The sequence below is a fragment of the Providencia sp. PROV119 genome (assembly GCF_028482435.1).
GTDB classification, from domain to species: domain Bacteria; phylum Pseudomonadota; class Gammaproteobacteria; order Enterobacterales; family Enterobacteriaceae; genus Providencia; species Providencia stuartii.
In genome coordinates this window covers 39705-64380 of the sequence record NZ_JAMPQL010000028.1, presented here as the reverse complement: position 1 = coordinate 64380, position 24676 = coordinate 39705, and the positions used below count along the sequence as shown (strand labels likewise).

The window sequence follows — 24676 nt, the reverse complement described above, 5'->3', positions numbered from 1 at the left end:
GAGATAAAAATGGCTAAGTATGAAGTTATTATCCCTTGGTATGGTGTCGAAAAAGGTGAGGTTGTTGATATTGAAAGCCTTCACCCCGCACTGAAACCAAATGTTCGGAAGTTATCAATTGAGGCTGCTGAATTAGTCCCATCCACACCGAAAGCCAAGTCGAAGAAAGACAAAGAAGAATAGCCGCGAAAGCGGTTTTTTATGCCCTCGAAAGAGGGCTTTGCTTTGTGAGGTAATCATGATCACAAAAGAGCAAGCCAAAGAATACCTGACGGGGCAGGGCATAGAGTTGCCTGATTTTATTCTCGACGCGTTGATTGAGCAGGTAGGCAGCATTCAGGAATGCCTTGATAAGCATTATCCAGAGGCAACCGCACTATTGATTCAGATGTATTTGCTTGCGCTGATGGCACTTGGTCAGGGTGATAAGTATATCAGCTCGCAATCAGCCCCCAACGGTGCGTCACGGTCATTTCGGTATCAATCCTTTGGTGATAGATGGAAAGCGGCTATATCGCTTCTACGTAGCTTAGATAAGTACGGATGCGCTAATGGTCTAATCCCCTCTGACCCGACCCAAACAGCACATGCTGGATTGTGGATAGCTAAAGGTGGCTGCATGTGTGGAGGTGGTCGATGAGCACTACCGCTAACTGGTCATATACCAATGTCGCTACTGTTTACCCTGTCATTCATGGTGGCGGCGAGTGGGGGGATGAAACCACCTACGGGCTTCCTTATCTTATTGACTGCACATGGCAATCTAGCAATGAAGTTGTGAAAGATGACATGGGGAAAGAGTTTGTTACCAACAACGTATTTTTCACTGAGTTAAAACGCAACGGCGTAGATGTACAAAAGCCAGAGCGAGGTTTCTACATTGCCAAAGGCGATACCACTTCTCAATCTGACCCTAGAGTCGCAGGAGCTGACATCATCATCACAGTTAAAGAAGATGATATGAGCTTTTTCGGGGAAGATCCCGATTATGAAATAAGGACTTGATATGGCTGGCAGAGTTAGAGGGCTTGACCGTGCAAGGCGCAATACACGAGCGTTTATTAACGCAACAACAAAAAAAGCGGAAACAGCAATACATAAAGCGATCCTTGTCGGTGCTGAGCTGTCTGCTGTGTATACCCCCATCGATACATCAACATTGATTAACTCTCAGTTCAGAGAAACGAAAATAAACGGCACTCGGATAACAGGGCGTGTGGGTTATAGCGCAAGTTATGCGGTGTATGTCCATGATCCTAAAGTGAAGCAAAACTTTAAGCGCAGTTCAGCAAAAAAAGAGTTTTTGAAATCTGCATTTGAAGAGTCCGAGTCTCGCATACATGAAGTGATAACAAGGGAGCTGAGAGTGTGATTATTGATGATTTTCTTGACTACTTAAAGCGCGGTGGACTTACTGATGGATTCATTGTTCAACGCTTAGACTGGAAAGAGCGTCCAGAAACTAAAATCCAGCAATATATTGTTATCCGTCCTGCTAGTGGTTCTGGTCGGTTGGGTGAGTTGAGTGCAGATGATTATGTAGATGTTATTCTCGTGTCCGCACAAGATGACCCAATCCCCGCATTAACTCGCGCTGATGAAATACTCAAATATGTCGCGGCAAATCCTAGTGACTGTAATCTCAACTCAGTTTTTAACATGGGTGGGTTGCCATCAGGAATTGTAACCACAGAAAACCGAACGATATTCAGGCTCTCATTCCGCTGCTTATCATAAACAAACAAATCTCAAACTAGGTCGCCAATGTGCGGCCTTTTTTATTTTCTATAGAAAGAGGTAAAACATGGCTAACTGCCCCGTACAAACTAACAAGTTGATTGGGCGCAATGCAGTTATTCGTATTGCTCCTGGCTGCCCTGACCAAGTTCCAGCGCAGTCTGCATTTAAGCGGATTGGCGCGATTACAACAAAGTCCTTTGATTTATCACCAAATTCGATTACGTCAGAGGCAGACGATACAAAAGGCCTAATAGAAAACATTGTTACCAACATGGATCTCTCTATCTCATTCGACGGAGAGTATCGCAAGAGAGACAAAGATACTGACTTTGGGCCATTAAAGCTATTACAGGAGATCCCTAAAGAAGTGCAAATGGGTCGCCAGCCTGCTTATTGGGTGCAGATGGACTTCACTGGAGAGGATGCTGTTGTTCTTCAAGGGTATTTTGTATTCACATCTTGGTCTTCTGAGTTTCCAGCATCAGAAATCGCCACTTACTCGGGAGAGTTAAAAGTATCTGATGCTGACTCGATTGAATGGCTAGTTGAGGAAGTTGCAGTAACAGGAGTGTCAGTCACGCCCGCAACATTGAGCGTAAAAGCAGGTGAAACAGGCACGTTCACAGTTAACTTCACGCCAACAGATGCAACCAATAAGAGCTACACGGTTGTAAGTGATAAGACCAACTTTGCAACAGTAAGTAAGCTAGCGAATGTTGTCACTGTCACAGGCGTAGCAGCAGGAACAGCAAATGTAACTGTCACATCTGAAGATGGTGCGAAAACAGCTAAGTGTGTAGTCACTGTCACGGCTGCTTAATATTACAAAGGGTGCTTTCGAGTGCCCTTGATAATATTTTCAGGGGGAAAAATGGCAGCAAGAAAGGAATATGGCGAATTCATAATATCAACGCCTGACAAAGATTATTTTTTCAAGCCTTCATTTGATGCGATGACAAGAATAGGAACGCCAGAGCAGATTGTTAATGCACTTACTCTGATAAGCGGGGCGGAGGCTCAGGCATTAATTGCTCGCGCCAAACATGCTTATGGAGAGGTTCCTGATTGGCTATTTAGAGCGTTAAAAAAACCAGCCTACGGACGCAGCGTTTTATCAACATCAATGATGGTAATGCAAGCTTGCTGTAATGATGATTGCGATGAGCTGATAGGCGAGTGGAAGCCAAGTAGAAATGGCTCAACATACAGGCTAGGCAAGATGCCTGTCACATCCATAATTGTGTTGGCTAATGAGTTAATGATGCATGGCATTGTTGGCAAAGTAAAGGTTAGAAAGCTTCAGCGTAACGAAGGTAAAAACGAATTTACAGATAGCTTTAATGCTATTGAGTACATCAATGCTGCTCGAGCTCATTTTGGAATGAGTCGTGAGGAGGCGGAGCAATTAACCATGACCGAGTTCGTCATGATGCTAAAAGCTAAATATCCAGACGAGAAGGGTTTCACTCGCGAAGAATATGATGAAATCATGAAAGCCGATGACCAGCGTAATGAAGATCTGGCAACAGGTAAGCGCCGATTGGTGAGTAGGAAATAACACTAAGTAGGGCAGCAATGCCCTAGTATCAATGCGCCAACTAGGTATCATTGTGTATGTATACAGTGGTTTGGCGCTATGGTTGCATTCTACGAGTTATTTTTATGTAGGTGTGGATTGCTCATAGTCTAGCAAGAGTCTAGCTATGTCTCTTTTGATAGTTAGGCCGATAGTCTTTGAAGTGTTATGGGTAGACTATCTTCACAACCGGGGTTGTTAAGTTAACTTAAAAACTCTAATATACTCCAAGGTATATTTAGCAATTTGATAAGGCATGAAAATGAATCCTTTACTAAAACATTGTTATGCAGCGATTTTATCGGGTGGAATACTGAGTGTTCCTTCGTATTCGCTCGCTGACGTATGTAACGATAAGGAGTCGCATGTCATGAAGAGAAATGTGATTGATAATGTTACAGAGCTTAAGGCTGAGTATGCAGAAAGAAATCAGATAGTGGCTAACCTAGCCGATCAGATTAATGCATATTACTTTAGCTTGTTGGAAATGGACGAGGATCAAATCCGTGGCGTTATGATACAAAACGGACTAGAAGAAAATAAAGCTTGCGAAGCTGTCTTGAGAGGGTTTGAAAATGTTCTCAGGGTTAGGGTTAAGCAAGACGACTTGTCCGACGAAGAAAAAACGGAAATGAAGTCATACTTGCGAACTGTTGCTAAGGCTAGATATGCAATAGCTCGCTTAAATGATTTCTCTCGTCAGTTATTCACTATCCCTAAAACGTTCGAAAGTGATATAGACTTTAATGCTTTGAGGGAATTAGCTGATTACACAACCAATAAAATAATTTCAGGCGACTACTCCTTTACTGGCTAATTCATGGACGAAATAGAAGTAACTATAAACGAGCAAACAAGAAATCAATTTTTTGGCGACTTATTCCAAAAACATTTAGATCTCGAAGCTAAGCTACTCAAAGACTTTAAAAAGTATAAGTCAGGTGAGGGGATTCCTAGTTATTTCGGAAGAGATGTTTCATACGTTAAGCCATATTCAGCTGAAAAAGCTTGCTTGATGCATATTCATTTAAAAATACCACCAGATAAATTTCCAGATGATAGAGTTCAATATTATAGAACTCACAAAAAAGGAAATCCTGAAAAAGATATCTGCTTGGTGTATGTGCAAGGGCTTCTTGAAGATCACCGATACTCAATTATAGCCATACTACATCCTGATGCTCACCTGAAAGCACAAGACTATAAGGTCATGGATGAGCTGGCGCAAATAGCCCAAAAATTTAGAGATGAAAACTAACCCACTCCGGTGGGTTTTTTATTTTAGCTAAAGGCCTCGTCGCGTTGACGGGGCTTTTCTTTTTCTAGGAGAAAGAAATGTCAACGAATCTAGGCGAGATAGTATACGACGTATCGATGGATGTTCAGCAGCTACTTGTTTCCCAACGTGTGCTTGAACAAAGACTAGGCCGACTTGATAGTAGCTTCGATAGAACATCTCGTTCAGTTGATAATGCCAGCGAATCGATGTTCAGTTTTTCAAAAGCGGCAATGGCTGTCACGTCTGCAATAAGTGCTGGTGTTATCATTAATGCTGTAGACGAGTGGGGGCAAATGGCTGCTCGTATAAAAATGGCGTTAGACTCGGCAGAGGGAAGCATCGAAAAGTATGGAGAAATACAGAAGAGATTTCTTGAAATTAGCAATAGAAATGGTAAGGCTGTAGAGACAACTCAAGAAATTTACGCCGGATCTGCATCTGCAATGAAAGAGCTCGGCTATAACACAGAACAAACAATTGATTATATTGAATCACTTTCCTCTGCATTCACTTTAAATGCAACAAGCGCCATGCAAACAGAATCAGCAACTAACGCTCTAAATCGAGCAATGGTGACTGGTGTTTTAAGGGGGAACGATTGGCATTCTGTATTAAACGCTATGCCGTCTGTTGTGGGTAACATTGCCAAAGAATTATCTAAGTTACGAGGAGGGGTTAAAGTAACGGAGAACGATGTTAAGAAAATGGCAATGACAACTGGCGTTTCAATGAAGTTATTTATTGATTCCATGAGGGGCGCGAAAGATGAAAACAATGCATTGGCTGACTCGATGGACAACACTGTTGCAGATGGCTTCACAAAACTAGCGAACTCAGCCAAAGCATACTTTGGGGAACTTAATCAGGGCCTTGGGGTAACAAGAACAATGTCTGCTGGTTTTGCCGTTCTGTCAGAAAACTTTGATAAAGTTGCTTCGGCAGCAGCTATTGCTGCCATTGTGATTGGCTCAAGATACGCAACATCTCTGTCGGCATCGGTCAAAGCTAAGTTCTCTGATATAGCCGCAAGTACCGCACAAGCAAAAGCAACACATCAAGCAGCACTAGCAGATCAATACGCTGCTACAACAAAAGTAAGAAAGACTTGGGCAGACAAAGAGGCCGCACTATCAGCAGTTGCTTTGGCTCAGGCTGAGTATCAGGTGGCTAGAGGGTCTGCGGCAGAAGCGCTAGCTCTAGATAACCTGATAGCAAAAAAAAGAATAGCAACAAATGCGTCAATAGCACACACACAGGCTGAGAAAGCAGAGGCGGCGGCTATCGCAAACACCGCTACAGCAGCAAGGGCGGCTAGTTTCGGTGTAAATGCGCTTAAGTCTGGTTTGGCATTGCTTGGTGGCCCTTTAGGGGTTGCAATGCTGGCTGGAGGTGCTCTTTTGTACTTTTGGCAAGAGGCGGAGACAGCTAAACAGAAGGCATTAGATTTTGCTGATGCAATCGAAGAATTAAAAAACAAAATCAAAGAGATGTCTTACGAGTCACTGAAAGGGGCAATCGCAGATGCCAATGACTCCATTGATGAACAAAAGAAAGTTATTGAAGAGCTTGAGGAAGAGCTAGAGGGGTTAAGAACTAAATATAAATATCTAAAAACAGATTATCGCGGTTGGGTAGATGTGTCATCTAAGTTGGCGGATGCTCAAAGGAAAGTAGATCAAAAAACTAGAGATCTAAAAGAAGCACAAGACAAATTAGCAAGAACAACCAAGTTTGTAACCATGGCCACTGAAGAGATGACGTCTAAAGTGTCTGATGCCACCTCGGTATTTACAGAGTCAATCAGCAAAGGTAATTCACTTGCTCAATCTGTCGGCTTGTTGGCAGCTAAACTAAAAGAGGCTGCTGATGCGCAAAGGGATTTGAACGATGCGCAGGGGGAGATGCCAAAAACGGAAGCTGGTGAGAAATATATACAAAGCCTGAAAGACCAAAATAAATTATTGGAAATTCAGGACAAGAAAAAGAGAGCAATAACAAAAGCAGAAATAGAAGCAAAAAAAGTAACAGAAAATCCAGAACAAATCGAAGAGGCTAAAAAATTAGCGGAGAAAAACTACGAGCTAACCGAAGCAGAAAGAAAGCGTGAATCAGCAGCAAAGAAATCAACATCGTCTGACGAATCAGAAGCAAAGAAGCGCGCAACACAACTCGCCGAATTAGCCAACGCAAACAAAGTCGCGGCGCTAGAAACAAAAGGCTTGCACAGAGAAGCAGCGATACTTGAAGCAGTTTTAAAACTTGGCAAAAAAGCCACGAAAGCGCAGATTGAAGAAATATCTGAGCTTGCTGGAAAGGAGTTCGACTTAAAACAGGCCATCAAAGATAGGGAGGACGCTTACAAGCAAAATTTAGGACTACAAGCTGCAAGAGAGCAGAAGTTAGCATTAGAGCAACTAGATAGGCAACTTAACGCCAACCTAGTCACAGAGGAACAATATCAGAAACGTCGAGCTGAAATAAATGCGGAATACTCTAAGAAGATTGCAGAGGAAAACGCCAAATCAGTCATAACACCTACGCAAGAAATGGCAGGTCAGTTAGACCCTGTTCAACGATTAGCTAATGAGAACGCTCAAAAGCTCGCTTTAATCCAAGAGTATGTTAATCAAAAAGTTCTTACTGAAGAGCAAGGCTTAGCATTAATGAATGCTGCTAATAGAGAATATGAGCAGTCTAGATTTGATGCAATGTGGGGGCTTTGGAAGGGTCAGAATGATTTAAACAACCTCATGGGAACTGCGATAGATTCATTGAGCAGCGGAACAGCAACGGCGGTTTCGGCTATGTTATCTGGAACGCAATCGGCTGGTGACGCTATGCGTAACTTGGCTAACACAGCCTTGAACGCGATGGTACAGCAATTAATGCAAATGGCAGTTCAGGCGCTAATTACCAGAACAATACTAGGTACTTTTATGGGCGGACTGGGTGCTATTCCTAATATAGCCAGCGTAGCAAGTAGCGTTACATCACTGTCTAATATTGGTGGCATGGGTATGCCTACTGATTTTAGAAGCTATGGCGGAGGTCGTTACAATGGCGGATCAGTAAACCCAAATAGTTACTATCGTTTTGGTGAGGGCGGTAAGCCAGAGATTTTACGGACAAGTTCTGGGAAAAACTATCTCTTGCCTGGTGAGGGTGGGAAAGTAATTCCTAACAAAGACTTGCAAGGAGGCGGTAGCCTTCCTCCGATTATCAATGTTTATCAACAAGCCTCTGGTGCAACAGTTGATGTATCCACTGAGAAAGGTTTAAATGAACAAGATGTAATTAATATTGTTGTCCGCAGCATTGCAGAGGGAAGAGAAGTAAGCGGAGCAATGGCGACTTACCATAATGCAAGCAGGAAAGCTCTAGGAGGTTTTTAGTGTCATCACTAATTTTTTATATTCAAGAGGATATGGCTTTTATTGCCATGGATACATTAGCAGTTACAGCAGAAGGCAATCCTTATCTATTCACTAATAAATTCACATACCTCCAGACCCTAAATACTGTTATCTGTGGGTTAGGGCTTGGTGGATTCGGGTCTGAATGGGCTGAAAATGTAAACAGAAACATGAGGGTCGCTGATATAGAGCACTTGAATTATTTCTCAGAGGAAGAGCTTAGAAAATTATATGCGGAGTATTGCCAAAGGTATAACTTATCAGGTACTGAGAGCTCAACTATTTATCACATAGGATATTCACAAGAAGAAGCTAAAATGGTTGCTTTCGCCTTTAGATCACTTAATAGCTTTAAGTGCGAAAGGCTTCCATATGGAACGGCAGTTAAACCAGAGTGTGAGATTTTAGAAGGTAACCTAATCGAGAATATTCCGACCATGATGCAAATGCAGCGAGACATCCAAAAAAATCAACCTGAAGATAGTCGCATTTATATAGGTGGTGAGGTGAGAGCTATTCACTTGGAAAAAGATAAAGCCACATATTACAATCTTGGTGAGTTTAATGACTACCAAGAAAACAAGCGCTATATATTTGGATAACCCGCTACGGCGGGTTTTTTAATGGATATCACATGGAAATAATCGACTACCCTGAATGGTTCCCGTTACCACAAAAAGCGGATAAGAACATGACGTTTGACACTGGGTTTCGAACGGACCAGCCTCAAGTTGGGGCACCGATATTCCAGAAGCTAACGGATGACATTAAAACGGTTTGGAATGTTAAATGGATATTCCAACTAGGTGAAGAAAGGGCTTTTCAGCAATGGTTGAGAAGCCCTAATTATTTGGATAACTGTACTAAGTGGTTCAGGATGCCGATTAATCTTGGTGGTTCTGGGCTGCAACCACAGGAGCTTCACTTTGTTAGTTATCCAGTGCAAACGTCGATTAATGGCAGCGTAGTAACTTGGACGGGCTCGGTTATCTGTCGCAAGCTGTTTAATGAAGATGACGAGTTTGGCGATTTAATTGTTGAGATACCGCCGAGAGATTGGGGTCTACTCGATATCGTTGTCACCGAGCGTCTACCTCGATGCAAGGGGGGGGAATGAAGTTAAGAGAGTACAGAGCGCAACGACCGATGCGCACATTCTACGAAACCATCCAGTTCTATCACCCATCATTCGGAAACATTCATTTAGTCAGCTTGCAGATAGAGCCTAAGGTATTGGGCGGTGTTGAGTATCAGCCGTGTAACTTTGAGCTAGCAGAGAGCCAGCAGAGTAAAACGCCGATTATCGATGCGTCGGTTAAGTTTAGCCGAGTCGCGCAGGACTTTAAGCAGCAGCTCAAGTTATGGCGGTCAAATACTCGAATGAAGCCAATTATCGCAACGTTCAGGTTATTTGACTCAGCCGACAAAGATAATCCGATAAGCGAGTGGTCGCTGTACGTGAAAGACTGCTCACTTGATGCCGAATCGGTCACTGTCACGCTGTCGATGAATAACCCGCTGAATAAGAACGTTGGGCGTATTTACACGATGGAAGAGTTCACAGGCTTGGAGACGGTTTAATGACGAAATTAGAGTTTATTAATCTGATGATAGGCAAGCCGTGGAAGAATCGGGCGTGTACGTTTGAGGCGTGTGATTGCTGGGGCTTAGTGGTCTTATATTTTAGGTACGTACTGGGTACGGAAATTCATCATGATGCTGGCTACGAATCGGACCATGATTTTGTAACTTGCTATGAGAATGAAGTCGAATTCTGGCAACGTACCGACCACCCAGTAGATGACGGGATATTCATTGGTTATCGCGGCTCTCAGCCAGCTCACATCGGGTTAATTATCGATGGCAATGCATTCCATAGTCGCGGCGAGAATGGGGCTGTAAGAATGGATAGGCTCATTGTGCTTGAGAAGAAATTCACGAAATTGGAGTTTATGAAATATGCCGATAGTTGAAATTCAGCTAGTAGCGGGAACACCTAAAGAAAGAGTCGATTTAAAAGTCGGCTCTTTTTTTTATAGCGATTTTCTAGTGCATCAACAGTTGCATACCGATGTGGTGATTATCGTTAACGGGCGTGAGCTGCAAGAAGATGACGAGTTAGATTTCGAGATAACACCAACTCACTTTATTCAAGTGTTCGATCAACCAAAGAGCGTTATCGGCGATATCCTGAATCCCGTGTTCAACCTTGTCACAAAAGTATTCTCGTTTCTTGCACCAAAAACGCCGTCATTTTCTGTGGCTGAGTCGAATGTTAAAGATAGCCCGAATAACCGGCTCACAGGGCAAACGAACGTTGCTCGGGCATACCAAGCAAGACCAGAAATTCACGGTCAAGTAAGGGCGTTCCCTGACCTCATTCAGCAATCGATGTTTGAGTATAACAACAACCTCAAGACAGTAACCGAGTGGCTAAACATCGGTATTGGTGAGTATAAAACGGAAAGCATCCGATTTGCTGAGTCTGATTTCACGGCGATGGCAGGCGCTAGTTACAAGATATACAAGCCAAAAGAAGTTATCCCGCTGATTAACGAGGGATTTGAGTTTCCTGATATCGACGGTCAAGAATTGCCGGGGCCTAATGAAAGCAAAGATATCCCACAGCAAACCGCAACCGCTAACGAAGTGGTTTCAGGTGAGATAAAAGGCGGTGAGGTTGCGATAAAAATCGTTAAGCAAGATGAGTTTGAATACTTCTACGAACTGACAAAGCCACGCTCCATCTCAATGACTGTGAATGTGAGCTACGACACGCCGCAGGGCTCTGTAACTAAAGATGTAAAAATCGACGCTCAGTTAGTTGATGCTAAAGAGAGTGACGATGGCTCATTGATTAACCCAGTTGAGTATTACGAATTCTTCTTTACTAACCTAAGCGGAACTGATTTAGCGCAACTTCCACCTAATGCAGTAGTGAACACAACGAAATTCATTCTGTATGACAATCAGTTTTTAACAGTGGGCCCGTTCTTTTCCCCTGTTGATGGTGACCAAATGTGGATCCACTTACAAGCGCAACTTGGTGGAGGTGATAACTGCAATGCAACTGTCGAAATCTGGAAGGTAAATGCGGATAACGAGGAGATAGCTGGCACTCGTCAAAGTTTCAATACTGCACTAAGCGCTAACAACGGCGCGCGAGTTTATTACAAAACAGACAAAGTAACTCTTAATTCAGGGCGTGGCCGTTACGCTGTGCAGCTCACTCGTCGCAATAACAGCAGCGACCAGAGCATCATGAAAATCGAAAACGCTCACATTGTCCGAGTTCGTGAGAATGTCGTTTTTGAGAATGACACGATTGTTAATGTGTCAGTAAGAGCCACCGAAGCGCCAACAGGAGCAAGAGAGCGCAAGTATAATTTATTGGCCACGCGCATGGTTATTTCGTATGACCGAGCATCAAAGCAAGTTGATTATACGCTCAGGCCATCGCGGAGTTTTGCTGATGCAGTGCTGCATACATGGTTAATTACTGCTGGCGAAAGTGAGAAAAATATCGATATCGACGGGCTGTATCGGATTTACGATAGCTTGCCTGATGAGCGCCTAGGGTATTTCGACTACACATTTGACGATGAGGATATTTCCCTTGGTCAACGCATCGAAACTATCTGTAATGCTGCGAGAGTAACTGCTTATTTCGATAATGCAGTCCTTACTTTTTCCCGCGAACAGTCCAGTGAATTCCCAATGACCACATTCAACCGTTCTAACATCACAGGTAACGACATGAAAATTTCCTATGACATGTCGATGCCAAGTGGGTATGACGGAATTGAACTTGAATATGTCGAACCGGTTCGCAACAAGAAAGACTATATCCGATTTCGAGTTGATGAAAATGGCATTACGGAAGGGTTATCACGCACGCCGAATAAGATTGTTTTGCAGGGTTGCCGAAATCGCTACCAAGCAATGGATAGGGCGCTGTTAGAAGCTAATCGACTCATTCACCAACGGACAAGTATCAGTCTGACAACTCTTGCAGATGGCGGGAATGTGTACCCGTCAGACATGGTGCTGATAGCCGATACTTACGACTCAAATCAGCAAGCAGGTTACATAACTGAGAGAAAGGGAGAGGTATTCACAACCAGTGAGAAAATCAAATTTGATGAGGAAATGTGGGTGTATCTCACTGACTCGATGGGTTACACAACACAGAAGTTCAAAGCAGAGCCTAGACAAGATACTGAGTTCGGCTTTATCGCAAGTGTGCCAGAAGATATTGAGCTCAATTTCTATGATGGATATCGAGTGCAGTCACCATCGCGGTACGTTATCGCAACGTCAGTGGAAACTGAAAGCATCAAATGGGTGATAACCGATAAACGCCCACTCGGTGGCGAACGCTACACGATAACAGCAACTGAATATTTCGACGCAAAAGCAGACTATAACGCATAACGGCAAAATTAGGAGAGGACAACTTATGTCTACAGTACCAACAAACAAACCTGTACCAAGTAAAGAAATGCGTGATTTAGCTTATAACGCAGAAAGAATTGATGAGTTCGTTACATCATTACAGCACGAATATAAAGATAGATTCGGACAGTGCCACCGAACTATCGAGGGAATTAACTGGGTTGCAACTCAGCTCATTGAACGATTTAAAGTTGAAATGGAGCAGGCTATTTTAGTCGCTGGATACGTACCAGTTGGCACATTCCAAGAGGGTGCAGAGTTAGCCAATAGAAATGAAACAGTGTTGTGGAAACTGCCAGATGGCGATGGAGACCACTACCGTTGGGATGGCGACTTACCTAAACCCGTTCCAGCAGGCTCAACTCCACAATCAACTGGAGGCATCGGTAAAGGCGCTTGGGTTAGTGTTGGGGATGCTAGTTTGAGAGGGGAGTTATCTGCCAATGATGGGTCTAAGCTTATTGGGGTAAATGATGGCGTTAACCTTGATGATTATTTGGGTAATTTACCTTGTGATACGATTGTTTTTACTGAGCAGGATGCTATATCAGCATTTACAATTCACGACCACGTTTTATTAAGAGCGGAGCGTATTGATGGAACAATAGAAATACCAACTCATAAAACTCTGACTGTACTGCCTCCTATCGGGCAAAAAAGAAATTTACTTGGCGGGACTGGTAAAAAATTCATACTCAATAGAAGCTCTCAGTTTTATGCGCCTAGCCTAGTATGTCTAGATTACGAAATGGATGTTGTGACAATTAAAGGCTCTACAAGACCTGCAATGATTCTAGGTGTAGGAAGGCCTGTGATTGCTAACTTCACAATTGAAAGTGAATACCGGAAAGGTAGGGGGCTAGTGCTTGATGCTAGCACAGGGTCTGACAATAAATCAGGTATCATTGCAGGAATTCAAGTTAATGCTTCAATTAAAGGAATGGATACTGCTTATGAAGAAATAGCATCTCGAAATGGTACAGAGTCAGATGCTACATACATAAACAACAATGATATTAATCTAACCATATGGCAATGTCGTAGAGGACTTATACAACAAGAATACACCCATGGTGCAATTAATAAGTTAGAGATAGCCGCGAATAACTACTTTATCAACTATCAGACTGATGCACAGTCAGAGGATGTTATTCATATTTATGGGGTAAGAAATACGGTTGATGGTCATGTATGGGATTATGAATACCCTAAATTACATTCAACTTCAATTTTAGTGAAAGGGGTAGCGAATATAGTTGGTAGCCGTAACTTCCCGTCAATAACAAATCAGTTTGTTACTGTTGATAACTTTGTAAATTCTAGAAATACGTACATTGGTAGCACATATGGAACCGATAGACAAGACATAGGGCAATTCACATTACTTCATAGACCTTACCATTTTTCAGACTTAACAACCCCAATAACAATGGCATCTTCTTTATTCTTCCTGAAAAGCGAGAGAGTAATTCCAAGTGGGAATGCTGTAAGCATTGCTAGTAGAAAGTTATTTTATCGCAGTAAAGATAAGCTTCCACTTAGCTTAACTGGTTTTGCTTTCGTTCGAAATACATCAGGAAGCGAAGCGAATGTTCGATTAGGTTTTGGGTTATCAAATATTCAGGGTGAAAACTCGTTAAGTCAAACATACACGATTGCTAATGGTGGGCTGGTAAAGATTCCAATTACTGTTTTATTAACATCAACAACCCTTTATATCGAGTCAGGCTCTAATGAATGGCTAGGAACTCCAGCATTATCTGACGATAATGGAGAAATTACTTTAGTTCTTAGTATGACTAACAATGTTCAGGTGACCCTATGTGGTTGTGTATTTAACTTTAATAAATACGATTATTGATAACCCCCCCCAACCCCAAGCTAACACTTGGGGTTTCTTGTATGAGAACAAGCCCCGAGGGGCTTTTTTATTGAGGATAGAAAATGAATCAGTTAGATATTTACTTGAATAAAGAAAGCCAAGGTGGCTTATTGTTGGGTAACGAAAGATTTAAACTTGTTTTTATGAACGAGGTTTTAAAAGGTAAATTCCTGATAACCGAGTTTAGTAATGGCGAGGTTAAGTATTACACGCAGATGCAAGGCGAAGAGCCAGTATTAACAAACACAATGCCATATGATGAAAGTGACTCGCCACATTCAAGAATGGCATTGGATATAGTCGAAAGAGCGTTAAATCATGATGGCAATATAGCCATTTGAATTACTCTGAGTATCTCTGACGGGTTATTTAAGGCTGTATCTATGGCTTTAGTCATCACATGTCGCAATCCATCAACAGGTAATTTTTTTAGTTCATTTTTGATAACGTTTTTCTCACCGTCACTTATATTCATTTTATCTATATAAGAAGTTAGAGCTAACAGTGTGTCGTCGTGAAGTTTAATAACATTCACATTTAGAATCGCACTTAAACCTCCATCAGCCCTAAGAAAATCAACGCCTCTGTTGGTTATCCTTATCCAACTTGGCTCTAGTACTATTGGCATATTAATTTCATGATCATCAGCGGCATTAGATATTGGACAATTGGATATGTTCAGCAGGCCGCTATCAGATAGATAAATTATATTGTCGTAAAAATCTTTGTAGGTTTCGTAAGGCTCACAGAGCTCTTCCCATTGCTCTCGACTTACTATGCCATTTTTGCAGTGATAAAATGCAAGTAATATATTTTGTTGCCACTCAGGGTTGTATTTATCGTAAGACATTATTTAACTTCCTTATTTGTTTTTGGAGGGTTTAACAAAATACGATTTTAGACTTTGTCTTTTCCATACAGTCCGACCAGAGTTTTAAAGACCATCTTTTTAACTTCTTCAGATTGCTGGTCGGCTAATTTTTCAATGTCGTTTTTATAGCCAGAAACTGACGATGGCGTTGATAGCGCATCATTTATAATTTGCAGGAGTTCAGCATTGACGGATCTACCGTTCATATCTGCCCTAACTTTTAGTTTGTCTCTTGTCTCGGGCGGCATCCGCAATTTGAATTGTGGGTATTCTCTGCTCATGTAATCACCTTAATTTTTCTTGACAGTCTATAACGGTGATAGTACATTCTCAATTGAACCACGGTGGTTCATTAAGGAGAGGATATGAAAGGAGCGAGAAAGCTACCACAGCTTAATTTTCGTTGGCCTGAAAAAGATATCGAGCTAGTTAAGCAGTGGGCAGAGAAAAACGGAAGATCTTTAAATAATGAAGTTCACAGAATTGTGATGGATTTTTTGAAGAAAGAAGGCGCTATCAATGCCAATTAGTAGCGAAGCCCCAACTGCGGGAACAGTCGAGGCTTCTAATTTGTCAGTAATACTGGAGAAAACCGACATGAATAGTGTATCAACAATTAACGTACCTTTCCACGGTGATAATTTATATGTGGTTAATTATAACGGTCAGCCATATGTTCCTATGCGCCCTATCGTAGAGGGAATGGGGATGGACTGGACTGGCCAGTTAAACAAGCTAAAACAAAAGTTTAAATCAACCGTAGAGGAAATCTCTATAGTTGCCGCAGACGGTAAAGAGCGCAATATGATTTGCCTAGCTCTCCGCAAACTCGCTGGTTGGCTTCACACTATCAGCCCTAACAAAGTTAAACCTGAAATCCGTGATAAGGTGATCCAGTACCAAGAAGAATGCGACGACGTACTCTATGAGTATTGGGTTACTGGCGAAGTTAAGGCTAAGCCTCGTAAGCAGGTTAAACAAATTGCTGGTCGTATTACCTCAGAGCAGCAAGAAGCAATTAAGCAGCTCGTTTTAAATCGCGGCAAAGCATTACCCAAAGAGAAGCAAGCTAAAGCAATGATAACTATGTGGTCATCGCTAAAAAGTCATTTCGGTTGCACGTACAAAGAAATTGATAGCGATAAATTCACAGAAGCATTATCACTGGCTGCGCGTGTTCCGCTTGAAGGTGAATATTTACCAAAACAAACTGAGCGATTCGTTGGTTGTCGCGTACTTCATCACTATGACGATAAAGGCGCGATTGTTAAATCTGAAATCGCAGCAGATGATGAGCAATTAACCAGCCCGAAAGTATTTGCTGATTTAGCAGAAAGTCGCGGTTATGTCATGGTTAAGAAAGATGAGATTGGAAATTCAGCTATTTCAAAGATGAACGTTAATGCACTTCACTCTCATATTATAGGCATTCAACAGTTATATATAGACAACATACGACCATCATTACAGGCGTTAAAATCAAGTATTGAGGTCACCATGACCGAGAGGATTATAACAGCTACAGGTCTAGTTAAATCACTTCAAAATGACGTTAACAAGCCAATAGCCAAATAACCACATAGCCCAAGGATGGGCTAGTAAAACCTGATGATTTACTGCTATTCTATACATACAGATAGTTGGGAGGTAATTATCATGACTACAAAGAAAACAAATAAAACAGGCTCATCACCTACAGTAAGAAAAGGTGATGGAGTTCTTTTTAATTTCAATACCTCAAGCACAGTTGGGACATCTAGCGGCACTATAAAGCGTTGCATAGGTTCAATTACTACAACCTCTGACTTTGAGCAGGCACTTAAAGATACACAATTAGAGTATGCTCAGATAATTAAAGATTTAGAAGATAAGTGATAAGTCATGAGGCTATTAACTGTAGATGAAGTGATAAGAATACAGAAATCAACGCTACCTAAAAGCGGAGAGCCAAATATAGATAAACTATCAGGCGCCCTTGGTCGTGTTCAATCACTTATTGATTATGAAAATTGTGATGACTTATTTGATTTAGCGGGAATGTACCTTGTTGCCATAGCTAAGGCGCACGCCTTCAATGATGCAAATAAGCGGACGGCATTTCAGGCTGCAACAATATTTCTGAAGTTAAACAATATTAAATTATTCCCTTCTGTTTACTTAGTTAAGTTAACAATCTTATCAGCTATGGGTGAGTTTGATTATAAGCAAGCATCAGCTACATTGCGTATTCTATCTGATTATCGAGATGATTTAGTTGAAGAAACAAGAAGCGGATATATCTAGACAAGAGGCTGCGGCCTCTTTTTTGTTTCTAACCCTCCTTACTGTACTCATACCCCCGCGGAAATCTCTTACTCACTGAGTTAGATTTGCGAGATTGTGCATGATTATTCTACTTTCTTGCGTGTGATTTATCAGCAGAACTGCTTAGATAACTTTCCATGAACTCAATTACTGGAGCTCTTTTTGGTTGCTCTATCTGGCAGTACAAAGATGAATGAGAAAGTAAGAGTGTAAACTCATTGATCGAAATAGCCTTGTCATCTATCTCTGTTTTATAGAAAACATAGATACGTGATTGTTCAGTGTGAGACGGCTCTCTATTTTCATTGATGCAAGTAAGTGCGAGTAAGATAAGTTGCGTACTGGTCATAAACCCTCCAATAAAGTCTGGAGTTAATTATAAGCAGTCAGACAATGGCGCGATATCAATATTGGTCGTAATGTTATCAGATATCACTGTGACGAACTGTGCCGCAAAAATGAGAGGTGAGGGGTTGATTACCCCTCTTTTTCGTTCGAAATGAAGGGGTAACTTATTGATTCATTTAGAATGAAATGTAGTGTTTTGTAGCATGAAAAATGAACTGATAATAAATTAAGTTATTGATATTTAATGCTTTTTGTTGCTTTGGTAACCTAATGGACTGATATGAGTAATCAAGTAACTCTCCTTTATCCCAAAGGGATCTTGATATACTCGCCATACTTCAAGTTACGGCGTCATTGACTCAGTTTACTTTCGCACCATTGGCATCGTTATTTCTGCCTTGCTACGACTGGTCTACCGGTCGCCTTGCTGTACCTCGAACTATTTAGAGTATATAAAATTATATCAATTAACTTAATTAAGGTGCTTATTGCCGTGCTAAACGTCCTATTTCAGGCGTAAATTGGGTATTACTACGCCATGGATTGATATCAAGACCACCACGGCGCGTATAGCGTGCGTAAACACTGAGTTGTTCAGGCTTACACAGTTGTGTTATATCATTAAAAATACGTTCGACGCATTGTTCATGGAATTCGTTATGATGACGGAAAGAGACCAAATAGCGCAGCAGTGCTTCACGGTTGATCTTCGGGCCACGATAACGAATTTGTACTGACCCCCAATCGGGTTGGTTAGTAATCAAACAATTCGACTTTAATAAATGGCTAACTAGTGTTTCTTCTACGTTTTCATTTTCCGTGCTATTTGCGAGATAATCACGACTAAATTCATATTGATTGATCTCGATATCCTGTTCATCAATACAAATCCCTTCAAATTGGCAAATCGCTTGCTGTGAAAACTCATCAAGTTTATGGAGTGTAACGCCAACTTTTCCATTAGCACAATTGCTTAAGTCGTTTTGCAAAACACTTCGCACATTTTCCCATGAATCATAGCGAGTTTGGTTAAAACTATTTAGGTAGAGTTTAAAACTTTTTGATTCGATCAAATTTTCACTTTGTGCATCGACATGGACTGAACCAATAGCGACTTGCGGAACACCTTTCTTGTTGAGCCAAGATAGCTCGTATAAGGTCCAAATATCAGCCCCATGAAACGGTAGGCTATCAGCGTGAATATCTAACGGATCTCTATTTAAGCTGCGCGGAACGGCTTGGAGTAGGCTTGGGTCATATTGATCATAATATGCCGTTTTTTTTCCTAGTGTGAGATTATCCAAAGCAGGGTTATTTTGATAGTGTGACATAGTGATCCTTAAACTTCATGTACTAAAAGCACGCGATACCATAAAACGGCTGAAAATGAGAGCAATTCATTCATCGGTTAACTTCTGTCATAATATCATTTATTAATGATATTGCCGCCATTTCAGTTCACTCAATCTAAAGTTATTAAATCATTATGAATACAACCGTTTCTGAAGCGCTTACTCAATTTACTCAACAATATGTGACCAAATGGAAGGAGCAAACAGGTCTATCGCCTGCTTCCCGTGATCTATATGGCATTCCGTCTCCTTGTGTCATTCGGACGGGGGAAAATTGGGTTTATTGGGAGCCACAAGCCTTCCCAATAGCAGATAAAAACTTAAATAAAGTAGCGACAGCATTGGATATTGAATTACAGCCGATGATCCATCCTTTTTATACCACTCAGCTTGCGGGGGATATGAAGGCTCAATTTGAAGGTCATCTATTGAATTTGGTTCAAGTGTGGAGCGAAGAGGATTTTATCCGTTTGCAAGAAAATTTAATTGGTCATCTAGTTACCCAAAAGCGTTTAAAACTATCACCAACATTATTTATAGCAACATTAGAATCTGATTTAGAAATGATTTCGTTATGTAATTTAACGGGAGAAATTATTTTAGAAAAATTTGGTAGTAAGGAAAAACGCGTGTTAGCGCCTAATCTTATCCATTTTATTCAAGAGTTAACCCCAGTAGTAGAACCGCTTGAGTAAGATATTGCTGATAGAAGCTGTAGGAAATAGCTTACAAATCAATTAAGAAATAAACCTTAATTTTCTTAATTTATCTAAGTGAGCATTATTTAACATTTAATTTCATGTAGTTACTATCAATCTCTTAAATTGAAGGTTTAAGGCTGTTTTTAAGTTTATTGCACTAGGTTGTTTCATTAGTGTTTTTAATACATTCTTAAACGACTGAATGAGGGAGCAGTGAGTTTGCTGCTTTATCAGTAAACAGAGGTCATGGATGGCAAAGTGGCGCATGTCGCTGACTTTAATCTGTTTATTAGCGACAGGATGTCGAACGGCAGGAGGTCGTTTTTGCAGGATGCTTTAACACCCTTTAAAACATGAGATAAGCCAGTCAACCCTCTTGTTGGCTGGCTTCTTTTTCACTTAGTGTTGCGTTCGTGTCTTTTGATGTGGGTCGGTAGAATATTGCGTTAATGCGTTTAACACACTTTGATACATGGCTTCTCTTAGAGACTCACGCTTACGGAACGCAGAGCGGTGTTGGCTTTTGACCGATTCGATATCACGAACAGGCTCTGTTAAAGGCAAGTGATACCAGCCATCCGCGGAAACCGTACCATTACACTCTTGCCAAAAATTATCGTAGCTTGATTTCAAATGTTGGCGCTTAATATGGCAATGGTTTGAAATACCCATAATAGATGTACAGTGGAAAAAAGCGGCAACTGCATAAATAGATGACATCAATAAATTTTTAGGTCGCATCCCATGCATTTGCTTCGTAATGGACTTCACTTGTTCGGTACTTTGTTCAGTAGCAGGCCCCTGTAAAGAACAGATATAAAGTTGGCCCTCAGTACCAAACGAAAAGCTCATTAAATAGATATCATCCCCTGTTTCGTTTAGCAGGTGTAAGGTGAGGTCACCTTCGCGTGGATATTGGGAGTAAACAAGCCTTAATTGCGCATAATCTCCCGATTTTAATTCGATATCTGCAACTTTTAACCCTTGGCGATCAATAGAAAACATTGCTTTGATAGCATCCGTCGAAAATGTTTTTTCGATGAGTTCTAGGGTGTGACTCGCGGTGAGTAATTTTTGTTTTCCGTTCCACTCGCGATGCAAATACTTATTTAAGGGGCGTTCAGCAAAATCAGGAATATTATTTAATTCCTTAGACATGCGGGCACTGGTGTAGCTTTCACACATGGATTGAAATTGCTGATAAGGTTTAGACGGGAGTTTGGCAATGCGGACTTGTCGTTTTAAATGGTCATAGCTGTTGTTAATAGACTGCCAAAATTTATTTTGTTTACGCCACTGCTTTAATAATCCCATATATAAACCATACTTGATTGTTGAGTGTTTTTTATTCAGTAAAGTGAAAAGCGTCTGATATTACTCTTATTAACTACAACAAAAGGTAAATAAACTTTAAATAAACTTATAAAAGTGCTTGCGGCAAGATGGGTTACGTGAAAGTAACTAGGATTTTGTGTGGGAAATTATTTTGGTTGTTCTACACCCCATATTTACGACAGAATTAATGAAGGATATGCCGTATATTTCGAATCAAGTTTATTAAGTAGGTTTTTATATGAATATTGAACAGCGCATCATGGAAAAGCTTCGTCATATTGAAGAGGAAATGAGAGCGAAGGCACTTTGGCGTGAATTACCACCTAGCCCTGAAGCTTTTGAAAGTACAGAGCCTTTTTCAATTGATACGATGGAAGCAACAGAGTGGTTACAATGGGTACTTATCCCTCGTTTACAAGCACTCATTGAGCAAGGCGCTGTTTTACCCGGAGCTTTTGCTATAGCCCCTTATTTTGAAGAAGTTTATAAGAATGATGAGGAAGGGCAATATCATTTATTGTTGATTCACCTTCGTGAATTAGATGATTTTTTCAGTACTCAGTTGGGTAGGTAGCTCATTGATGTTAGAGATTATTTATCAAGATGAGTATATGGTTGCTGTTAATAAGCCTGCCGGTATGTTGGTGCATCGCAGCTGGTTAGACAGCAAGGAAACTGTGTTTGTTATGCAAACATTACGAGACCAAATTGGTCAATTTGTTTATCCAATCCATCGTCTTGATAGGCCAACATCGGGTGTGTTGTTGTTTGCACTATCCAGTGATGTGGCGAGGCAATTAGCGGCGCAGTTTGAATCTCATCAAATAGAAAAAATCTACCATGCGGTGGTTCGTGGCTATGTTGAAGCGCCTCAAACCATTGATTATCCATTACTTGAGCAGTTGGACAAAATTGCGGATAAACATGCGACCAGAGAGCCAGCATTGCAAGAGTGTGTTACACATTGCCAGCCAATCGCTCAAGTTGAGTGCTCAGTCGCAATTGGGCGTTATCCAACATCTCGGTTTAGTTTACTAGAATTGAAACCAGAAACAGGGCGCAAACATCAGTTACGACGTCATATGTCGCACATTCGTCACCCCATTATTGGCGATAGTAAACACGGTGATTTACGTCAAAACCGCGGTGTAAGCCAACATTTTGCCGTTTCACGGCTAATGTTGCATGCCAGCCAGCTAGTATTAGATCATCCCATTTCAGGGGAGCGTATCTCTCTGATTGCACAATGGGATGAGTCATGGTTGTCATTGGTAAATCAGTTTGGGTGGCAGCATATCGCCAGCAAATTGGGAATGGGAGAATTCAATTCATCACTGTAGTTGGGTCAATAGGAGGTGTTCGTGTCAAAAATTGGTATTTTTGTGGGAACAGTTTATGGTAATTCCTTAGCGGTGGCTGAATCTGCTCAGGAAATATTGGAGCAACTCGGCCATGAGGTCACGATTTTTGATGAGCCAATGCTCAGTGACTGGCAGCAATATAATGCGGGTGAAGGGATCGCCCTAGTCATCACTTCCTCCACAGGGCAAGGGGATTTACCCGATACGATTGCTCCACTATTTTATGAAATTCAAGATGTTGTTGGTTATCAACCTGAATTACGTTACGGGTTAATCGCTTTAGGTGATAGCAGCTACGAAAATTTTTGTGGAGCAGGAAAGCGTTTTGATGAGTTATTAACTGAACAATCGGGAACACGGATTGGTGAGGTTTTGTTCATTGACGCGATAGAAGAAGATGTACCCGAAGAATATGCGAAGCCTTGGATACAATCTTGGGGTGAGCAACTGTAAATTACTGCACCGTGAATAGGATTCTCGGTGCAGTAAAGAAAATAAGAGCGGTATTTTAAAACTATTTACGGGTTAATTTTTCAAGGTCAGCTTCAATTTCAGCGATTTTGTTTGAGACCACATGCTCAAGATGACGTAGGTCATCCAAAATTTTGTGTTTCAAATCAATATCACTTGTATCGTTTTGGCAAATTTGGTCTAGTTCTTCAATAGCGTAACGTAGGTTGGAGTTGATCTCATTAATTTCTTTGAAATTATTGCTACCATCTGCCGCGGCTACAGTTTTGCGTTGGCGTGGATATTTAAATTTTACACTTTTCGCAAAGAATTCCCCTTTATCTTTGCGAAAATAGATTTTTAAAATATCGTTATTTGCTTCTTGGCGTAGCGTATAACGGTCAATATCTTGAGGGTTGCTAATACCTAAACTTTTTAGATTATCGTACATGTTGTTCACCGAGTTATAGGAAACCGAAATTTGTAGAGGCACAGAGCCGTTAGCATATGCCAGCAGAAACAGTATTATTCTATTTTTGGCAGGAATTAAAAACACGCGCATTAAAGCGAATAACACTTAGCGATGCTATTAATCTGTGTTTTAAAAAGGCAAAAAATAAAATCATACAGTTTATATTCTCGAAAGCCCGACAATAGCTAAACTTATATATTATGCGCGAAATGAGGAAATTGACAAACCCCTCATCATAAGAAAAAGAGGTCTATCATTTTTAGATTGGGTAGAGAACGTGTTTTATCTCTAGCCGAGCGAGGATGTGGGATTAGTCAATGCTTCTTAATAGCTCATTAATACCGACTTTTCCACGGGTTTTGTCATCGACCTTTTTAACAATCACGGCACAATAAAGGCTGTAGCTACCGTCTTTCGATGGCAGATTACCCGATACAACCACAGAGCCCGCTGGCACACGTCCATAGTGGATCTCACCAGTTTCGCGGTCATAAATTTTTGTGCTTTGACCAATATAAACCCCCATTGAAATGACAGACCCTTCTTCAATAATAACGCCTTCAACAATTTCTGAACGGGCGCCAATAAAGCAGTTGTCTTCAATGATGGTTGGGTTAGCTTGTAGTGGTTCAAGTACGCCACCAATACCAACTCCGCCGGATAAATGCACATTTTTACCGATTTGGGCACAAGAGCCTACTGTCGCCCATGTGTCTACCATGGTGCCTTCATCAATATAAGCACCAATGTTGACATAAGAAGGCATCAAAACACTGTTTTTAGCGATATATGCCCCTTGGCGAACAGCCGCGGGTGGAACAACACGGAAGCCTTCGCGTTCAAAGCGAGCCTGATCGTAATCCGCAAATTTCATGGGGACTTTATCAAAATAACGGCTTTCAGCCCCTTCGATTACCTGATTATCGTGAATGCGGAAGGAGAGTAATACTGCTTTTTTCAACCATTGATGTGTTACCCAAACCCCTGAAATTTTTTCAGCAACACGCAGTTTACCACTATCAAGTAGGGCAATGGTTTCTGTCACCGCTTGGCGAACGGCGGGGGTCACTGTGGATGGTGTGATAGCCGCTCTATCTTCAAATGCTTGTTCAATGATGGCTTGTAATTGCTGCATTG

Annotated in this window: 32 protein-coding genes; 25 read left to right on the top strand and 7 right to left on the bottom strand. The window is 41.3% G+C overall.

What is annotated here, in order from left to right:
* Positions 1 to 9: 9 nt before the first annotated feature.
* The 17 genes from PSF11_RS18775 (at position 10) to PSF11_RS18695 (ending at position 14686) form a co-directional block, all read left to right on the top strand.
* Positions 10 to 183: a hypothetical protein gene (locus PSF11_RS18775; protein WP_053110925.1), complete on the top strand. Its 174-nt coding sequence runs from the start codon at positions 10 to 12 to the stop codon at positions 181 to 183.
* Positions 184 to 238: 55 nt separating this feature from the next.
* A complete protein-coding gene (locus PSF11_RS18770) occupies positions 239 to 640 on the top strand; it encodes a DUF7370 family protein (protein ID WP_053110924.1) in 402 nt (133 codons plus the stop codon).
* Positions 637 to 1005 carry a hypothetical protein gene (locus PSF11_RS18765; RefSeq protein ID WP_061064238.1) on the top strand — a complete coding sequence of 123 codons (369 nt, stop codon included), beginning with the start codon at positions 637 to 639 and terminating at the stop codon, positions 1003 to 1005. Before PSF11_RS18770 ends, PSF11_RS18765 begins: the two co-directional genes overlap by 4 nt.
* Before the next feature lies 1 nt (position 1006).
* Complete coding sequence (locus PSF11_RS18760) at positions 1007 to 1372, top strand: HK97 gp10 family phage protein (protein WP_163768498.1); 366 nt, start codon at positions 1007 to 1009, stop codon at positions 1370 to 1372.
* The gene (locus tag PSF11_RS18755; protein ID WP_052127995.1) at positions 1369 to 1737 is read left to right on the top strand and encodes a phage tail termination protein; all 369 of its coding nucleotides are present in this window, start codon (positions 1369 to 1371) and stop codon (positions 1735 to 1737) included. The genes PSF11_RS18760 and PSF11_RS18755 overlap by 4 nt, the downstream gene beginning before the upstream one ends.
* 67 nt (positions 1738 to 1804) lie before the next feature.
* Positions 1805 to 2560 carry an Ig-like domain-containing protein gene (locus PSF11_RS18750; RefSeq protein WP_036943358.1) on the top strand — a complete coding sequence of 252 codons (756 nt, stop codon included), beginning with the start codon at positions 1805 to 1807 and terminating at the stop codon, positions 2558 to 2560.
* Positions 2561 to 2611: 51 nt separating this feature from the next.
* On the top strand, positions 2612 to 3298 hold the full coding sequence (locus PSF11_RS18745) for a DUF6246 family protein (protein WP_171831163.1): 687 nt from the start codon (positions 2612 to 2614) through the stop codon (positions 3296 to 3298).
* Between the two features lie 388 nt (positions 3299 to 3686).
* Positions 3687 to 4133, top strand: a complete 447-nt coding sequence (locus PSF11_RS18740; protein WP_061064234.1) for a hypothetical protein — start codon at positions 3687 to 3689, stop codon at positions 4131 to 4133.
* Between the two features lie 3 nt (positions 4134 to 4136).
* A complete protein-coding gene (locus PSF11_RS18735; RefSeq protein ID WP_061064233.1) occupies positions 4137 to 4574 on the top strand; it encodes a type II toxin-antitoxin system YafO family toxin in 438 nt (145 codons plus the stop codon).
* 77 nt (positions 4575 to 4651) lie between these two features.
* On the top strand, positions 4652 to 7987 hold the full coding sequence (locus tag PSF11_RS18730; RefSeq protein WP_272682865.1) for a tape measure protein: 3336 nt from the start codon (positions 4652 to 4654) through the stop codon (positions 7985 to 7987).
* On the top strand, positions 7987 to 8610 hold the full coding sequence (locus PSF11_RS18725) for a hypothetical protein (RefSeq protein ID WP_036943368.1): 624 nt from the start codon (positions 7987 to 7989) through the stop codon (positions 8608 to 8610). Before PSF11_RS18730 ends, PSF11_RS18725 begins: the two co-directional genes overlap by 1 nt.
* A 32-nt stretch (positions 8611 to 8642) precedes the next feature.
* Positions 8643 to 9125, top strand: a complete 483-nt coding sequence (locus tag PSF11_RS18720; protein ID WP_006661951.1) for a hypothetical protein — start codon at positions 8643 to 8645, stop codon at positions 9123 to 9125.
* A complete protein-coding gene (locus PSF11_RS18715; protein ID WP_036943373.1) occupies positions 9122 to 9589 on the top strand; it encodes a DUF1833 family protein in 468 nt (155 codons plus the stop codon). Before PSF11_RS18720 ends, PSF11_RS18715 begins: the two co-directional genes overlap by 4 nt.
* Complete coding sequence (locus PSF11_RS18710) at positions 9589 to 9981, top strand: NlpC/P60 family protein (protein ID WP_036943377.1); 393 nt, start codon at positions 9589 to 9591, stop codon at positions 9979 to 9981. The genes PSF11_RS18715 and PSF11_RS18710 overlap by 1 nt, the downstream gene beginning before the upstream one ends.
* Positions 9968 to 12442, top strand: coding sequence for a host specificity factor TipJ family phage tail protein (locus tag PSF11_RS18705; protein ID WP_272682864.1), 2475 nt, complete (start codon positions 9968 to 9970; stop codon positions 12440 to 12442). Before PSF11_RS18710 ends, PSF11_RS18705 begins: the two co-directional genes overlap by 14 nt.
* Positions 12443 to 12467: 25 nt before the next feature.
* The gene (locus PSF11_RS18700; protein ID WP_272682863.1) at positions 12468 to 14324 is read left to right on the top strand and encodes a hypothetical protein; all 1857 of its coding nucleotides are present in this window, start codon (positions 12468 to 12470) and stop codon (positions 14322 to 14324) included.
* Positions 14325 to 14407: 83 nt separating this feature from the next.
* Positions 14408 to 14686, top strand: coding sequence for a hypothetical protein (locus PSF11_RS18695; RefSeq protein WP_272682862.1), 279 nt, complete (start codon positions 14408 to 14410; stop codon positions 14684 to 14686).
* On the opposite strand, the gene PSF11_RS18690 is transcribed toward PSF11_RS18695, so the two are convergent.
* Together PSF11_RS18690 and PSF11_RS18685 are read right to left on the bottom strand one after the other, a co-directional pair.
* On the bottom strand, positions 14662 to 15195 hold the full coding sequence (locus PSF11_RS18690) for a hypothetical protein (protein WP_272682861.1): 534 nt from the start codon (positions 15193 to 15195) through the stop codon (positions 14662 to 14664). The genes PSF11_RS18695 and PSF11_RS18690 overlap by 25 nt on opposite strands.
* A 47-nt stretch (positions 15196 to 15242) precedes the next feature.
* Positions 15243 to 15497, bottom strand: coding sequence for an Arc family DNA-binding protein (locus PSF11_RS18685; RefSeq protein ID WP_272682860.1), 255 nt, complete (start codon positions 15495 to 15497; stop codon positions 15243 to 15245).
* Positions 15498 to 15581: 84 nt separating this feature from the next.
* On the opposite strand from PSF11_RS18685, the gene PSF11_RS18680 reads away from it, so the two are divergent.
* The 4 genes from PSF11_RS18680 to PSF11_RS18665 all read left to right on the top strand — a co-directional run bounded on the left by PSF11_RS18680 (position 15582) and on the right by PSF11_RS18665 (position 17499).
* Positions 15582 to 15746, top strand: a complete 165-nt coding sequence (locus tag PSF11_RS18680; protein ID WP_008915211.1) for an Arc family DNA-binding protein — start codon at positions 15582 to 15584, stop codon at positions 15744 to 15746.
* The gene (locus PSF11_RS18675; RefSeq protein ID WP_442958775.1) at positions 15736 to 16791 is read left to right on the top strand and encodes a phage antirepressor N-terminal domain-containing protein; all 1056 of its coding nucleotides are present in this window, start codon (positions 15736 to 15738) and stop codon (positions 16789 to 16791) included. Before PSF11_RS18680 ends, PSF11_RS18675 begins: the two co-directional genes overlap by 11 nt.
* Positions 16792 to 16872: 81 nt before the next feature.
* The gene (locus tag PSF11_RS18670) at positions 16873 to 17091 is read left to right on the top strand and encodes a hypothetical protein (protein ID WP_238564469.1); all 219 of its coding nucleotides are present in this window, start codon (positions 16873 to 16875) and stop codon (positions 17089 to 17091) included.
* A 6-nt stretch (positions 17092 to 17097) separates the two neighbouring features.
* Positions 17098 to 17499, top strand: coding sequence for a type II toxin-antitoxin system death-on-curing family toxin (locus PSF11_RS18665; protein WP_210853565.1), 402 nt, complete (start codon positions 17098 to 17100; stop codon positions 17497 to 17499).
* 109 nt (positions 17500 to 17608) lie between these two features.
* Here PSF11_RS18665 and PSF11_RS18660 read toward each other — a convergent pair whose 3' ends face one another.
* Both PSF11_RS18660 and queF read right to left on the bottom strand, forming a co-directional pair.
* Complete coding sequence (locus tag PSF11_RS18660) at positions 17609 to 17869, bottom strand: hypothetical protein (RefSeq protein ID WP_272682859.1); 261 nt, start codon at positions 17867 to 17869, stop codon at positions 17609 to 17611.
* A 484-nt stretch (positions 17870 to 18353) separates the two neighbouring features.
* Positions 18354 to 19199, bottom strand: a complete 846-nt coding sequence (queF, locus tag PSF11_RS18655; protein WP_072502885.1) for an NADPH-dependent 7-cyano-7-deazaguanine reductase QueF — start codon at positions 19197 to 19199, stop codon at positions 18354 to 18356.
* A gap of 155 nt (positions 19200 to 19354) precedes the next feature.
* Between queF and syd the strand changes: the two genes are divergently transcribed.
* The gene (gene syd / locus PSF11_RS18650) at positions 19355 to 19915 is read left to right on the top strand and encodes a SecY-interacting protein (protein ID WP_072502886.1); all 561 of its coding nucleotides are present in this window, start codon (positions 19355 to 19357) and stop codon (positions 19913 to 19915) included.
* Between the two features lie 405 nt (positions 19916 to 20320).
* Here syd and PSF11_RS18645 read toward each other — a convergent pair whose 3' ends face one another.
* Positions 20321 to 21235: a VirK/YbjX family protein gene (locus PSF11_RS18645; RefSeq protein ID WP_036943413.1), complete on the bottom strand. Its 915-nt coding sequence runs from the start codon at positions 21233 to 21235 to the stop codon at positions 20321 to 20323.
* Positions 21236 to 21494: 259 nt separating this feature from the next.
* Here PSF11_RS18645 and PSF11_RS18640 point away from each other — a divergent pair, with 259 nt between their 5' ends.
* Genes PSF11_RS18640 through PSF11_RS18630 form a run of 3 tightly spaced genes read left to right on the top strand, consistent with a single transcriptional unit; the run spans position 21495 to position 23070 of the window.
* Positions 21495 to 21830, top strand: a complete 336-nt coding sequence (locus PSF11_RS18640; RefSeq protein ID WP_004916805.1) for a YqcC family protein — start codon at positions 21495 to 21497, stop codon at positions 21828 to 21830.
* A gap of 7 nt (positions 21831 to 21837) precedes the next feature.
* Positions 21838 to 22596 (top strand): tRNA pseudouridine(65) synthase TruC, encoded by a 759-nt coding sequence (truC, locus tag PSF11_RS18635; protein ID WP_004916802.1) that lies wholly within the window; start codon positions 21838 to 21840, stop codon positions 22594 to 22596.
* 21 nt (positions 22597 to 22617) lie between these two features.
* Positions 22618 to 23070, top strand: a complete 453-nt coding sequence (locus tag PSF11_RS18630; RefSeq protein ID WP_072502887.1) for a flavodoxin — start codon at positions 22618 to 22620, stop codon at positions 23068 to 23070.
* A gap of 61 nt (positions 23071 to 23131) precedes the next feature.
* On the opposite strand, the gene PSF11_RS18625 is transcribed toward PSF11_RS18630, so the two are convergent.
* Together PSF11_RS18625 and dapD are read right to left on the bottom strand one after the other, a co-directional pair.
* A complete protein-coding gene (locus PSF11_RS18625) occupies positions 23132 to 23518 on the bottom strand; it encodes a DUF3461 family protein (protein WP_014657679.1) in 387 nt (128 codons plus the stop codon).
* A 331-nt stretch (positions 23519 to 23849) separates the two neighbouring features.
* Positions 23850 to 24674: a 2,3,4,5-tetrahydropyridine-2,6-dicarboxylate N-succinyltransferase gene (gene dapD / locus PSF11_RS18620; RefSeq protein ID WP_040132403.1), complete on the bottom strand. Its 825-nt coding sequence runs from the start codon at positions 24672 to 24674 to the stop codon at positions 23850 to 23852.
* Between the last annotated feature and the right edge of the window lie 2 nt (positions 24675 to 24676).